This is a genomic window from Pyruvatibacter sp. HU-CL02332 (assembly GCF_040362765.1).
Classification (GTDB): domain Bacteria; phylum Pseudomonadota; class Alphaproteobacteria; order CGMCC-115125; family CGMCC-115125; genus Pyruvatibacter.
Genome location: NZ_BAABWK010000001.1, coordinates 460734 through 475273 on the forward strand (window position 1 = coordinate 460734; position 14540 = coordinate 475273).

Here is a 14540-nt window from a genome sequence, read left to right on the forward strand (position 1 = left end):
CTCCGGATGGTCCGCAGCCCTCACACTGCGATGAAAACCGCCTTGGAAGGAGTCGCAATTTGTATCACTTGGTACCACGGGCCTGCCAACCCGGTCAGGCCACGCGAATATACCCCGCCAGACCGGTCTTTTGATGCTCGATCACATGACAATGAAACGCCCAGTCGCCCGGATTGTCCGCCTTGAGAGCAATGTCCACGACCTCGTTTTTCATCAACAGGATCGTGTCCGTGTAGTTGCCCGGCAGCTGCCGCTGGTTTGATCGCAGCGGCTTGAACACCAGACCGTGCAGATGAATGGGATGCAGGTTGGGTGACTCGTTCTTCAGCCGAAGAATGTAGCTCTTGCCCAGCTCCAGCGTTGCCAGCGGGCCGACGCCCTCCACCGCATCACCGGGCCACGGGCTGCGATCGATCGACCAGAACGTATAGCCATAACTGCCGCACAGCCCGTTGTTGGAGCCCTTGCCGTCCGACGTCCAGCCGAACACCAGCTGGCGGATTTCTGCATTGGCCACGTCCGGCTCGGCGATGGGGTTGCGCGGCAGCGGTTTCAGCTCGGCGAGATCGCGGCGACGGGAGGCCCCGGACGCCCGAAGCGTGACGACGGTCCGCTGCGATGTGCCGAACTGCCCGGTGAACGAGACCTCGCTGCCCTCACTGTCCGGCACTCGAAGCGCCACATCCATCCGCTGGCCCGGCCCAAGCCAGAGCGGCTTGTCTGCCATCGGCCACGCAATGTCTTCCTCCACCGGATGGCCGTCCCACGCGATGATCCTGCCGGGCACATCCGGGAACGCCAGCTTGTAGATCCGCGTCGTGTCCGTTGCGGCAAACCGCAGACGAACAAGCCCGCCGCTGGGCACGTCATAGATGGGCTCCACCGACCAGTTCGTGGTGGAGACATTGCCAAGGGTGCCACCGCGCGCAGCCCCGCGCGGCGTGAAGAAGGGCCGCAGCTGACCTTCAGCGTCGAGCCGGAAATCCTTCAGGTTCAACGGCACGTCGAGATCAAACCCCGCATCTTCCGGCTCTTCGACAATGAGAAGGCCGGTCAGCCCCAGCGCCATCTGGTTCATGGTCATGCAATGGGGGTGATACCAGTAGGTGCCGGCGTCGGGCGGCGTGTAGGCGTACTCAAACGTCTCGTCCTGCCCGATGGGGAACTGGGTCAGATAGGGCACGCCATCCATGGCATTGGGCAGGCGAATGCCGTGCCAGTGCATGGTGGTGTAGTCCTCCAGCCCGTTGGTCATGTGGATGACAGCACGCTCGCCCTGGGTGAGGCGCACAACCGGCGGCGGCGCATTGTCCGCCAGACTGATCAGGCCCTCGGTCTCGAACGCGCCAACGCCCGGCCGGTTGAACACATGGCTGGTCATCCGCGACCGCAGCGAGATCGGCCCGCGTTCCGCCGCCAGAAACTGCGTCCCGCCCGCGGCCAGCGTCAGCCCGGCAGCGCCAACCGCCCCGGACCCCAGCAAAAACTGTCTCCTGTTCATGGACACATGATAATTGTTCTCAGGTCTGAAGGGACCGTGCCCAATCCGCACAGGTGAAGGCCGCGCATGTCAGGAGAGAGCAAAACGGGACCCATTGGCCCTTTCAAAATGGGGGCCTGCGTACCATATTCGTTCTCATGTCGACTCCCTCCAAATCAGAAGCAAAACCGAAGCGGAAGACGCGGACCAAGACCGCGCCGAAATCTGCGACGCGGGACAATAAAGTCCCGCTGAAGGATGACGCTTATCCGCTGCCCGCGGACCAGATGCCATCTGCCCCGGCTGGTCTGGCAGAAGCACCGGGCGCGTCGTTCGTGCCTGCGGCCGAGGTGGACCCCAAGGAAGCCTTCAAGCTGGATGGCTCGGGTGCCGGCCTGCGCTACCTGCCTGATGTGCCGTTTGAGGCGCACCGTCCCGAGCGGCCGGACAAGCTGCTACCCAATGTCCGCTTCAAGGTGGCCTCGGACTACGAGCCCGCGGGCGACCAGCCCACCGCCATCAAGGATCTGGTGGAAGGCGTCGAGACCAATGAGCGCGATCAGGTGCTGCTTGGCGTCACCGGCTCCGGCAAGACCTACACCATGGCCAAGGTCATCGAGGCGACCCAGCGCCCCGCTGTGGTACTGGCCCACAACAAAACCCTGGCGGCCCAGCTCTACAGCGAGTTCAAGAACTTCTTCCCGGACAATGCGGTCGAGTATTTCGTCTCCTACTACGACTACTACATGCCGGAGGCCTATATCCCGCGCACGGATACCTTCATCGAGAAGGAAAGCTCCGTAAACGAACAGATCGATCGGATGCGCCACTCGGCCACCCGCGCCCTGCTGGAGCGCGACGACGTCATCATCGTCGCGTCGGTCTCCTGCATCTACGGCATCGGCTCGGTCGAGACCTATACGTCCATGACGTTCGACCTCAAGAAAGGTCAGCGCATCGACCGCAACCAGATCCTCGCCGATCTGGTGGCCATCCAGTACAAGCGCAACGACACGGCGTTCCAGCGCGGCACCTTCAGGGTGCGCGGCGACACGGTGGAAATCTTCCCGGCCCACTATGAGGACCGCGCCTGGCGCGTCTCCCTGTTTGGCGACGAGATTGAAGAGATCACCGAGTTTGACCCGCTCACCGGCCAGAAGTCCGCCAAGCTCGACTATGTGAAGGTCTACGCCAACTCCCACTACGTGACCCCGCGCCCCACCCTCACCCGTGCCATTGAAGGCATCAAAGGCGAGCTCAAAGCCCGGCTGGCGGAACTCACCGCGCAGGGCAAGCTGCTGGAAGCGCAACGCATCGAGCAGCGCACCCAGTTTGACCTGGAGATGATGCAGGCCACGGGCTCGTGCGCCGGCATTGAAAACTATTCGCGCTGGCTGACCGGCCGCAAACCCGGCGAGCCGCCGCCCACGCTGTTTGAATATGTCCCCGACAACGCCCTCGTCTTCGTCGACGAAAGCCACCAGACCGTGCCGCAGATCGGCGGCATGTTCAGAGGCGACTACCGCCGAAAATCCACCCTGGCGGAATATGGCTTCCGCCTGCCCTCCTGCGTCGACAACCGCCCCATGCGGTTTGAGGAGTGGGACGCCATGCGGCCGCAGACCGTGTTCGTCTCCGCCACCCCGGCGCAATGGGAGCTGGACCAGACCGGCGGCGTCTTCACCGAACAGGTGATCCGCCCCACCGGCCTCATCGACCCGGTGACGGAAATTCGCCCCGTGGAAACCCAGGTGGAAGACCTGATTGCCGAGGTGAAGGACGTCGCCAAGGAGGGCTACCGCTCGCTGGTGACCGTGCTCACCAAGCGCATGGCCGAGGACCTGACCGAATACATGCACGAGCAGGGCGTGCGCGTGCGCTACATGCACTCGGACATCGACACGCTGGAGCGCATCGAGATCATCCGCGACCTGCGCCTTGGCACGTTTGATGTGCTGGTGGGCATCAACCTGCTGCGCGAAGGCCTCGACATTCCCGAATGCGCCCTTGTCGCCATTCTCGACGCCGACAAGGAAGGCTTCCTCAGGTCAGAGACCTCGCTGGTCCAGACCATCGGCCGTGCCGCGCGTAACGTCGACGGCCGGGTTATTCTGTATGCGGACACAATTACGGGCTCGCTGGAACGCGCTTTGGCTGAAACCGAACGCCGCCGCAAGAAGCAGATGGCCTACAACGAAGAACACGGCATCACCCCGCAAAGCGTGAAGGCCAACATCTCCGACGTGCTCGACAGCATGTACGAACGCGACCATGTGCGCGTCGAAGGCGCGACGGGCAAGGACGGCGAAACCGTCCTGCTGGCCGGCCACAACCTCAAGGCCCACATGGAAGACCTCGAACGCCGCATGAAAGACGCCGCCGCCGACCTCGAATTCGAGGAAGCCGCGAGACTGCGCGATGAGCTGAAGAAGCTTCAGGAAACGGAGCTAGCAATTGCCAATGATCCGATGGTGCGCCCCGACGAGATCAAGCGGATGCAGGGTGAACCTGAGCGGCCCAAGCCGCGGCAGAAGCGTGGGCGGCGGGGGCGGTAGTGGTCCCGCTGCATGGGTAAAACGATACAAAAACGACTTAGTAGTCCAATACCCAACACGAATCGGTTACGAAAACACAAAGGCAAATTGCATAACGTGAACAGATGGACAATTTGCGATTGTCCGAATGCCCTAGGTAAGCGATAGTGAACATAAAGAGAACAAATCAGTTTGTTTCTAGGGGATGAATGATGCATTCAGTCGAATTGTTCGCAGGAGCGGGAGGCTTAGAACTTGGCATCAGCAAGGCAGGCTTCCGCCCGATTGGAATAGTCGAAAGGGATCGTTGGTGCTGCGACACGATTCGGGAAAACATAAATGCGGGCATTGGTTCGGTACGTAAATGGCCCGAACCTATTGAGAGCGATGTTCGCGTGCTCGATTTTCGGGATTTCGAGTCCAAAGCCGATCTGGTCAGCGGCGGACCGCCATGCCAACCTTTCTCGCTTGCAGGCAGACATCAGGCCGATGCGGACCAACGGGATATGTGGACCGAAGCCGTACGTGCAGTCAGAGAAATCAAGCCGAAGGCGTTTATCTTCGAAAATGTAAAAGGCCTAACAAGGGCAACCTTCAACGAGTATTTCTCGTACATTCAGCATCAACTTCGATATCCAATGATAGAACAGGCAAATGGCGAAGCTTGGTCTGATCATATGCGCCGCCTCGAGCAGCACCACTCATCCAGCCCTCACCATGATGAAGACTTGGTCTATAATCTGCTGCCACGTGTGCTGAATGCCGCAGACTATGGAGTGCCGCAACGGCGTGAACGAGTAGTTATCGTAGGATTCCGAGCGGACTTAAATGTTACATGGAGTTTTCCGGCCCCCACACACTCCATAGATTCTCTGCTTTGGCAGCAGAAAACTGGTGAGTACTGGGAGAAACACCAAGTCGCGTCAAAAGACAGGCAAATGGCTCGGCAGTTTGCCAAGCGGGCGGATAGAATTGACAAGGCACCGAAATCAAAACCATGGCGGACCGTCAGAGATGCTCTAGTCGGACTAGAAGAGCCTATTGCTGATCCGTCGCAAAGTCAGGGTTTTGCCGATCACAAATTTCAGCCCGGAGCGAAGTCCTACCCAGGACACACCGGTAGCCCGCTAGATCTTCCTGCAAAGACACTAAAAGCCGGTGTGCATGGTGTTCCTGGCGGAGAGAACATGCTAGCGCGTCGCAACGGGACTGTTCGTTACTTTACGGTCAGAGAGAGTGCGCGCCTGCAAACATTTCCCGACGAGTTTGTGTTCCACGGAGCATGGAGCGAGGTAATGAGACAACTCGGAAATGCCGTTCCTGTGGAACTGGCACATGTTGTTGCGAGGCATGTGGCGAAATCGCTCAAAGCGCGCAGTTCACAATGACCCACTACAAAGAGTTCGAGTTTGATTTACCTGAGGCACTTCTAGAGCGGCTTGTAAACTCGTTCGAAGAAATGGATGGCGGGCCGTTGCTCTCAGAGACCGTCGCTGATGTTCCAAATGAGCAAGGCGTTTATCAACTCTTTCTGGACAACCAACTCGTCTACATCGGCAAAACTGATGCAGATGCTGGGTTGAACAGGCGACTCGCCCGACACGCCAAGAAAATCCTACACAGGCGAAATCTCACGCCGAGCCGCGTTTCATTTAAGGCAATCCGAGTGTTCGTTTTTACGGCCATGGATTTGGAAAGTGACCTAATAAGGCACTACGGGGGTACGAGAAACGTGGCGTGGAATGGCAGCGGGTTTGGATCAAATGACCCAGGACGCCGACGTGATACATCCGCCGTGAAAGACAACCATTACGACTGGCAATTCCCAATTAATATTGACGAAGAAATTGATTTTGAATTGGAGCCAGGTGGTTCGGTTGAGGATGCTCTTAGTAGGTTACGACTGGCTTTGCCCTATGTCCTGCGGTATGAGACACAAGAAGGTGGACGGGCCGCACACTCTGAACTCCAACAAGCGACCTTGGACCCCAGCGCAGGCACCACAAGCTGCCGCTTGATTGTTGAACAAGCGCTTTCAAAGCTGCCTTCTGGCTGGCAAGCGACGGCACTACCCGGTTACGTAATTATCTACCGTGAAGACCGGCACTATGACCGGGCTGAAGTCATTTCAAAATCCTGACAAAAAACTTATCCCCGCCCCGTCTGACCGCCCGTATCCTGTCCGGACCTTCTCACTGAGGGCATCCCGGGCCGACCGGGCTTGGTGGGGAGGGCGGATGTCCCGGAAGGGGCGGGTCTGAAAGTGCCTTAGGAACGGGGCGCGGACAGCCGTCCCGCGGCAGCTGGCGAGTAACGGGTGCCAGCGCCACAGGGGCGGTGACGGCGCGGCCAGGCGCATAAGATAAGACGAGACCCGGTGTCGAAAGGGCGTCCCCTTAGCCTAGGAGGCGGGATCAGGGCCCCCAGCGTGCACGTTCCACAGCACGTGGCATCGGAAGCATGGCCGCCATGGGATCAGTTGCAGGGTAACGCCCTGCCCTCATGGGTTTCTGCCGGAGCCGAAGCGCATTCCGTGCGGGACGTGCTGCAAGGCGGCACTTCACGTCGACATTTTGGATCGCTGCCTCCCGCAAGGGCACGCTCCTCCCAGGCACGCTCATCAAGGGCGCCGCCTGAAGGAGCAAGGCAGCACGTCCCGCTCCCTCTCTTTTGTTTGTCGGAGCGCTTGGCCATCGCTCCTCTCGCGCTCCCTTTTGAGCGCGGGGCGTTTGGTGCTGGCCGGGCGCATATTCCGTGTCCCCGGACGTGATCCGGGGCCTACTCGCAGCGCTGCGGGCACACCCTCAGAGCATGATGTACAGCGGGCGCTGCGAATACGCTTCAGGCCCTGCGGCAAGCGGGAATGAGAGTGGACCCCGGATCAAGTCCGGGGATACGGGGGAGAGGAACGGAAAGGGACGGTTATTCAGCCGCCGCCTTGCCGGGCTTATCGTCCGCATCCGGATGAACAGGGATGGGCTTGGCGTCGTCTGATCCCGGGGCTTCGAGGCCCACATAGTCCCGCTCGCGGATGCGCATGATGATGTCGCCCACGGCTTCGCGTGGCGTGCCGAGGCTTTCCAGCACCTGACCGGCAAGCTGCAGGGAGCTTTCCAGGGTCTCCGGCACAACGCCGGTGGCGCCGAGTTTGAACAGTTCGTCCGAGTGCGACATGTCCCAGGCGCGCACGAAGATGGGAATGGCCGGCCAGCGGTCGCGGATGGCTTCCACGGCGCGCGATGCGGCGGCGAAATTGTCCAGCGTGATGACGACGGCGCCCGCATGGTCAGCGCCGACACGCTCGAGCACGTCCGTCTTGGCGGCGTCGCCATAATAGACGGGCTCGCCCTTGGACCGGCAGTCGCGGGTGCGCGGGACGTTGAGATCAAGCGCCATATAGGGGTGCTTGAGGTCGCCCAGCATCTTGGCGACGGTCTGCCCGACGCGGCCATAGCCGGCGATGATCACATGGCCATCAAGGCCGCGGGCTTCATCTTCAGATGCCTGAATGGGTTCAGCGCCCATACGGTCATCAATCAGCCGCTTGAGGAGCGCGCCGAAGTCCGCCAGGAACGGCGTCAGCGCCATGGAGACGGCGGCCACGATGAGCATGTATTGGGCCACCGGCTCGGAAATGATGTCGGAGCCCATGGCGGCGGTGACACCCACAAAGGCGAACTCGCCGCCCGCCGACAGAATGAGACCAGTGCGCAGGGAGGTCGTCAGCGGCAGGCCGAAGGCGCGGACGAGGCCGATCAGAATGGTCGCCTTGAGCACGATCAGGCCGACGACACCGATCAGCACGTTCGACCATTCGCTGGCCAGCACGCCAAAGTCGATGCCCATGCCGATGGAGATGAAGAACAGGCCGAGCAACAGCCCCTTGAACGGCTCGATATCGGTCTCGACCTGGTGGCGGAACTCGGTCTCTGACAGCAGCAGCCCGGCGAGGAACGCCCCCAGCGCCATGGAAAGGCCCGCATAGCCGGTGAACCAGGCGGTGCCCAGCACGGCCAGCAGGGTCAGCGCCATGAACAGTTCCGGGCTCTGGGTCCAGGTGACCATGCGATAGAGATGCCGCACCAGCCAGCGGCCGACAAAGATGATGAGAAGGACCGCGATGACCGCCCGCAGCAGCGCCGTGCCCACCAGCTCCGCCACATGGCCGTTCTCACCGGCGGCAAAGATCGTCACCAGCATGAGCAGCGGCACCACGGCCAGGTCCTGCGCCAGCAGGATGGCAAAGCTCGTACGCCCCATGCGCGAGGCGAATTCCCCGCGCTCCATCAGCAGCTGCATAATGACTGCTGTGGACGACAGCGCCAGACACAAGCCGATGATGATGGAGGCCTGCACCGAGTTGCCCCACCACAGGGCCGCCCCGGCAATAACCGCCCCGGACACCAGCACCTGCGCAAAGCCCAGGCCGAACACCATGGTCCGCATGGCCTTGAGCCGCTCGACAGAGAGTTCGAGCCCGATCATGAACAAAAGGAAGACGACGCCCAGTTCGGCCATGGCCGAGACACCCTGAACATCATCAATGATGGCAAGCCCGAAAGGACCAATCACCGCGCCGACAAACAGATAGCCCAGCACCGGGCTGGCCTTGAACCACTTGAACAGCGGCACCAAAAGCACACTGGCAACCAGAAAAACGATGATCTCGCGGATATAGGGAATGGCCACATGGCCGCCCCCATGGTCATCATGACCCGCACCGGATGCACCGGTTGCCATCTGAGCTGCCTGACGGGCAACTTCCGCGATTGTATCGGGTTCCAAGTCTATGACCGCCTTTTAACAAATCAGTGTCTTTGCAACGCGCCGCCTGCCCATATATATCAAAGGAATACTGCGCGGATATGGCGGGGGGCCGTGAATCGCAGCAGAAAAAGAGAATAATCTGGAGTCAGATGCCACAGCCGGATGAACGGGTGGGCAATTCGTAGGCAACAAGACCTACGCTGACGAATTTTGGGGCAGGAAACAGGATCTCCGTGACCAGCACAGACCACTCATCAAGCGCTGACGCCCTGCCTCTGGCAGCAGGCGCTGCAACGCTGTAGCTGGCGGGACGACAGATCACTCCATGATGTATCTCGCCCTCGCCGGTGGCCTAATCATTCTGCTGTTCTGCGGTGACCTGCTTGTGCGCGGTGCCGTGGCGCTGGCCAGCCGCTTCGGGCTGCATCCGCTGGTGATCGGTCTCACGGTGGTGGCCTTCGGTACGTCGGCACCTGAACTCATGGTGTCCCTCAAGGCAGCGCTCGAAGGCGCGCCGGGCATCTCCCTGGGCAACATTGTCGGCTCCAACGTGGCCAATGTGCTGCTGGTGCTCGGCATTCCGGCCATCATCTACCCCACGGTCTGCAATCAGGCGTCGATCCGCCGTAATACCTCCATGATGGTCGGCTCCACGATGATCTTCGTGGCCATGTGTTTCACCGGCATGCTGACCTTCTTTGATGGGTTCATCCTGTTCCTGCTGGTTCTCGCCTTCCTCGGTTACTCCGGCTACCGCGCCAAAATGTCCCCCGATGACAGCCTCGACGACGAGCTGGAAGACATCTCCGGCCTGCCCGAGCGCGGATGGGCGATTGCAGCCTTCATGCTGATCGGCCTGCTTGGCCTGCCCCTGGGCGCTGAGCTTGTGGTGGAAGGCGCAACAGAGATTGCCCGCCGCTTTGGCGTCTCTGAGGCAACCATCGGCCTGACGGTTATTTCCATCGGCACATCATTGCCGGAGCTTGCCACTACCCTCGTCGCGGCCTTCCGCAAGCAGGCAGACGTGGCCGTGGGCAATGTCATCGGCTCGAACCTGTTCAACATTCTGGCCATTGGCGGCATCACCGCCATGGTGGTGCCGCTGCCGGTCCCCGATGAGTTCCTCAAGTTTGACCTCTGGGTCATGCTGGCGTCAGCCCTGCTGGTCGTACCCTTCGCCTTCATGCGCGCAACCATCACACGGCTGGCCGGTGCAATCTTCACAGCGCTCTATGTCGGCTTCATCTTCACAGTGTTCCACATTTCCTGATGGCCCAGACCGCACCGCGAACAGCGATCATTACAGGCGGCGCCAAACGCATCGGCAAGGCGCTGGTGCAGGGCCTTGCGGAAGTCGGATGGGCCGTCGCCATTCACTATGGCGCGTCCAGCGATGATGCGCAGGCTCTGGCCGACGAGATCAATGCCAGCGGCGGCAAGGCGACGACTGTCCAGTGCGATCTGGCAAGTCCGCATGTAGCCGACACCATCATGTCCGCCGTGCACAAGGATCTAGGTCCGGCCGACCTGCTGATCAACAGCGCCTCCCTGTTTGAGGATGACGACGCCCAAACAGTCTCAAGCGACAGCTTCGATGCCCATATGGCGGTCAATCTGCGGGCGCCTGTGCTGCTTGCCAGCACTTTTGCAAAACAGCTGCCGGATGGTGTGGACGGCAACATCATCAACCTGATCGACCAGCGTGTCTGGCGGCTTAACCCGCGCTTCCTGTCCTACACCACGTCAAAGTCAGCCCTGTGGACCGTGACACAGACCCTTGCCCAGTCCCTTGCGCCCCGCATTCGCGTAAATGGCATTGGCCCAGGCCCGACCATGGGAAATGACCGCCAAACCCCTGAGGATTTTGCCGCGCAGGCATCTGCGGTACCGCTCGAACGAGGTCCGGACATAGCTGAGTTTCAGCGCGCGGTGCGCTTTATCCTTGAAACACCCTCTCTGACCGGGCAAATGCTGGCTCTCGACGGTGGACAGCACCTCGCGTGGGAAACCCCCGACGCGACAGGCAAGGAATAGTCACCCATGACCAAGTTGGCGACTGAGACCTCAGGTAACGTAACTCCCCTGCGCATTGCAGATGCAGCACGGCTGACCCGCCACGTATTCGTGCGTGACCTCCGGCTCGATGCCCATATCGGCGTTCATCGTCATGAAGAAGGCCGCGCCCAGCCAATTATCGTCAATGTCGACCTGACGGTAACCGAAGGCGAAGAGACCCTGAACGACAGTCTGGCTAATGTGGTCTGCTACGAGCGTGTCGTGAACAACATCAAGGATCTGGTCGCTCAGGGCCATGTCCGCCTGGTGGAAACCCTGGCTGAAAGCATTGCCGAGGACTGCTTCACAGACGAACGGGTGCTCGCAGCACGGGTCCGCATTGAGAAGCTGGACGCTATCGAGGAAGCCCATAGCGTGGGAATCGAAATCGAACGCATGCGCCCTCTGCCCCAGAACTAAACTGAGTGTTTCCAGGTAATCGCGCTGCCCTGATAAGCCGGTGACAGCTGAACTGTCACATGGGTGACAAAGACGTCGTTTTGCACATGCGCACAAGGTGCGTATATGGCGGAATTCTGCGATTCCTTCAGTTGAGGAAACAACAGTGGGTAGCTGCTGAACACTGAGATTGTGCCCATAATTTCAACAACTTAGACGCAAGACGAATTTTGGGCAGGCATGGCAAAATTCCGCGCTCTATAGGCCAATGGTGAATCGAGCCACAGGGTTTCCAACAGACTTATCCACAGGTGATGAAAATAGATTCGTCACGGTTCAATCTTCTATTTCAGCCCCGCGGGTGCATATTCATACCCATGAGCGACACACCTCAAACAGCGTCAGAAAAAGAGACCCAAAAGGGCGAAGAGGCTGAAGCAGCACCGCTGGTCGGCGCGGACCTGATTGCCGACTACGTCACCCGATTGCCCAATGCCCCGGGCGTCTATCGCATGTTCGGCGCTGATGGGGATGTGCTCTATGTGGGCAAGGCCCGTAGCCTCAAAAAGCGGGTGACCAGCTATACCCGCCTTATCGGCCACACCAACCGCATCGCCCGGATGATCACTGCCACCACCGCCATGGAATTCGTGGTGACGGAAAGTGAAACCGAAGCGCTGCTGCTGGAAGCCAATCTCATCAAGCAGCTGCGCCCGCGCTACAACGTGCAGCTGCGCGACGACAAATCATTTCCCTACATTCTCATTGCCCGCGACCATGACGTGCCGCAAATCCTCAAGCATCGCGGCGCACGCAGTCGCAAGGGTGACTACTTCGGGCCCTTCGCGTCCGCAGGTGCTGTGAACCGCACACTGAACGCCTTGCAAAAGGCGTTTCTTCTGCGGTCCTGCTCGGACACTGTCTATGAAGCCCGCTCCCGGCCCTGCCTGCTCTATCAAATCAAACGCTGCTCAGCCCCCTGCACCGGAGAGATCAGCGGCGAGGACTATGCGGCGCTCGTAGGAGAGGCGGACTCATTCCTCACCGGCAAGAGCAAGAAAATCCGTGAGCGGATGGCACAGCACATGGAGCAAGCCTCCAGTGAACTGGATTTCGAGAAGGCCGCCATCTATCGCGACCGGCTTCGCGCCCTGAGCCACATTCAATCCCGCCAGGGCATCAACCCGCAAACGGTTGAAGAGGCCGACGTGTTTGCGATCCACGCCGAAGGCGGTCAGGCATGTGTGCAAGTCTTCTTCTTCCGCGCGGGGCAGAACTGGGGCAATCGCGCCTACTTCCCCAAGCATGACAAGGACATGGAAGCCGCTGAAATCCTCGATGGATTCCTGGCTCAGTTCTATGAAGAGCGCCCCGCACCACGCCTGGTGCTGCTGAATGCTGACGTGGAAAACGCGGATCTGCTGGCCGATGCGCTGACTATCAAGCGCGGTCGCAAGGTTGCCGTCGGGAGACCGCAGCGCGGCGAGAAGCGTGAGCTCGTGCAATATGCCTTCGACAATGCCCGCGAGGCCCTTGGCCGCCGCATGGCGGAGTCCTCGACCCAGACCAAGCTTCACGCGGGTCTGGCCGAAGCATTTGCCATGGACGCGCCGCCAGAACGCATCGAGGTCTACGACAACAGTCATATCTCCGGCACCAACGCAGTCGGCGGCATGGTCGTCGCAGGCCCTGAGGGCTTTCGCAAAAATCAGTACCGCAAGTTCAACATCAAGGACCCTGACACCGAGCCAGGCGATGACTACGCCATGATGCGCGAAGTCCTGACCCGCCGGTTTGCCCGGCTGGTCAAGGATCAGGCCGCCATCGACAACGCCGAAGATGGTGAAACCACCGAACCACCGCCCGACTGGCCAGACCTGGTGTTGATCGACGGTGGCGCCGGACAGCTCTCAATCGTGCAGTCTGTTTTTGATGATCTGGGGATCGACCGTGTGACCCTGGTCGGCATTGCCAAGGGCCCGGACAGGGACGCCGGGCGCGAACGGTTCTTCATGACTGGCAAGCAGCCCTTCATGATGGAACCCAAGAGCCCCGTGCTCTATTACCTCCAGCGCCTGCGGGACGAAGCCCATCGCTTCGCAATCGGCACTCATCGCGCCCGCCGCAAGAAAGCCATCGGCAAATCGATGCTGGACGGCATCGCGTCCATTGGCCCCAAGCGCAAACGTGCCCTGCTCAACCATTTCGGCTCTGCCAGAGCTGTCGCAGCCGCCGGATTGGCTGACCTTGAGTCTGTTGAAGGCATATCGACCACCGTCGCGCGCTCGATCTATGACCACTTCCATGAAGGGGCCAAATAGCGGCTCTCAGCGTCGCACATACTTTGTAAACCGATGTGCAAATTTGTGATGCTGTGTTGTGCACACCCCCTCCCCGCCGCCGCATGCCTCGTATATGATCCCGCCATGTCGAGTGACCCCACCACACCTTCACGCGTCGACTCTGTCGCCTGGACACTGCCAAACATCCTCACCTATGCGCGGATTGCGCTGGTGCCGGTGCTTGTTGCCACGTTCTTCATCTCCGGTGAGATGGGCCGATGGATCGCAGTCTGCATCTTCATTGCCGCGAGTGTGACGGACTATATCGACGGCTACATCGCCCGCGCCTGGCAGCAGCAATCGAGCCTCGGCACCATGCTGGACCCGATCGCCGACAAGCTTCTGGTGTCCGCTGCACTGTTGTTGCTGGCAGCCAACGAAACCATTGCCGGCATCAGCCTGTTTGCTGCCGTCATTATTTTGTCGCGCGAGATTCTCGTCTCCGGCCTGCGGGAGTTTCTGGCAACGGTTCAGGTGAGCGTGCCGGTTACACAACTGGCCAAGTGGAAGACCGCCATTCAGATGACAGCTGTGACGTTCCTGCTGTGCGGTCCTGAAGGCCGGGAGCTGTTCTGGTTCAGCTCGGAACTGGGCATTGTCCTCTTGTGGCTTGCAGCCATGCTGACGCTCTATACGGGCTATGACTATTTCCGGGCCGGCATGCATCACGTGATTGCAGCCGATGACAAGGATGACACCTAGATGAGTGCAGAAGTCACAGTCCTGTACTTCGCACGTCTGCGCGAAGCTGTCGGCACCCCGGAAGAGCACATTGCGCTGCCCGATGGTGTGACCACCGCCGGTCATCTGCTGGCGCACCTTGCTGCCAACGACGACCAGAAGCACGCAGCCTTTGACGGTCTGGACATCAAGATTGCCGTCAATCAGGAACAGGCAACACCCGACACGCCCATCAAGGGTGGCGACGAAGTGGCCCTGTTCCCCCCTGTAACCGGCGGCTGA

Annotated in this window: 11 protein-coding genes; 9 read left to right on the top strand and 2 right to left on the bottom strand. The window is 60.2% G+C overall.

The window, feature by feature from the left end; all coding sequences use genetic code 11:
* Positions 1–94: 94 nt before the first annotated feature.
* Positions 95–1552 (bottom strand): multicopper oxidase domain-containing protein, encoded by a 1458-nt coding sequence (locus ABXH05_RS02225; protein WP_502947703.1) that lies wholly within the window; start codon positions 1550–1552, stop codon positions 95–97.
* An 86-nt stretch (positions 1553–1638) separates the two neighbouring features.
* Here ABXH05_RS02225 and uvrB point away from each other — a divergent pair, with 86 nt between their 5' ends.
* From uvrB to ABXH05_RS02240, 3 genes are all read left to right on the top strand, one after another.
* Entirely contained in the window at positions 1639–4035 is a 2397-nt protein-coding gene (gene uvrB / locus ABXH05_RS02230) for an excinuclease ABC subunit UvrB (RefSeq protein ID WP_502947704.1), read from the top strand.
* Positions 4036–4226: 191 nt separating this feature from the next.
* A complete protein-coding gene (locus ABXH05_RS02235) occupies positions 4227–5402 on the top strand; it encodes a DNA cytosine methyltransferase (RefSeq protein WP_353559583.1) in 1176 nt (391 codons plus the stop codon).
* The gene (locus ABXH05_RS02240) at positions 5399–6154 is read left to right on the top strand and encodes a GIY-YIG nuclease family protein (RefSeq protein ID WP_353559584.1); all 756 of its coding nucleotides are present in this window, start codon (positions 5399–5401) and stop codon (positions 6152–6154) included. The genes ABXH05_RS02235 and ABXH05_RS02240 overlap by 4 nt, the downstream gene beginning before the upstream one ends.
* 782 nt (positions 6155–6936) lie before the next feature.
* On the opposite strand, the gene ABXH05_RS02245 is transcribed toward ABXH05_RS02240, so the two are convergent.
* The gene (locus ABXH05_RS02245; protein WP_353559585.1) at positions 6937–8799 is read right to left on the bottom strand and encodes a monovalent cation:proton antiporter-2 (CPA2) family protein; all 1863 of its coding nucleotides are present in this window, start codon (positions 8797–8799) and stop codon (positions 6937–6939) included.
* 307 nt (positions 8800–9106) lie between these two features.
* On the opposite strand from ABXH05_RS02245, the gene ABXH05_RS02250 reads away from it, so the two are divergent.
* The 6 genes from ABXH05_RS02250 to moaD all read left to right on the top strand — a co-directional run bounded on the left by ABXH05_RS02250 (position 9107) and on the right by moaD (position 14540).
* Entirely contained in the window at positions 9107–10051 is a 945-nt protein-coding gene (locus ABXH05_RS02250) for a calcium/sodium antiporter (RefSeq protein WP_353559586.1), read from the top strand.
* Positions 10051–10815 (top strand): SDR family oxidoreductase, encoded by a 765-nt coding sequence (locus tag ABXH05_RS02255; protein WP_353559587.1) that lies wholly within the window; start codon positions 10051–10053, stop codon positions 10813–10815. The genes ABXH05_RS02250 and ABXH05_RS02255 overlap by 1 nt, the downstream gene beginning before the upstream one ends.
* Positions 10816–10821: 6 nt before the next feature.
* Positions 10822–11256: a dihydroneopterin aldolase gene (gene folB / locus ABXH05_RS02260; RefSeq protein WP_353559588.1), complete on the top strand. Its 435-nt coding sequence runs from the start codon at positions 10822–10824 to the stop codon at positions 11254–11256.
* 356 nt (positions 11257–11612) lie between these two features.
* Complete coding sequence (gene uvrC / locus ABXH05_RS02265) at positions 11613–13556, top strand: excinuclease ABC subunit UvrC (protein WP_353559589.1); 1944 nt, start codon at positions 11613–11615, stop codon at positions 13554–13556.
* Positions 13557–13661: 105 nt separating this feature from the next.
* The gene (gene pgsA / locus ABXH05_RS02270) at positions 13662–14279 is read left to right on the top strand and encodes a CDP-diacylglycerol--glycerol-3-phosphate 3-phosphatidyltransferase (RefSeq protein ID WP_353559590.1); all 618 of its coding nucleotides are present in this window, start codon (positions 13662–13664) and stop codon (positions 14277–14279) included.
* Positions 14280–14540: a molybdopterin converting factor subunit 1 gene (moaD, locus tag ABXH05_RS02275; protein ID WP_348138373.1), complete on the top strand. Its 261-nt coding sequence runs from the start codon at positions 14280–14282 to the stop codon at positions 14538–14540.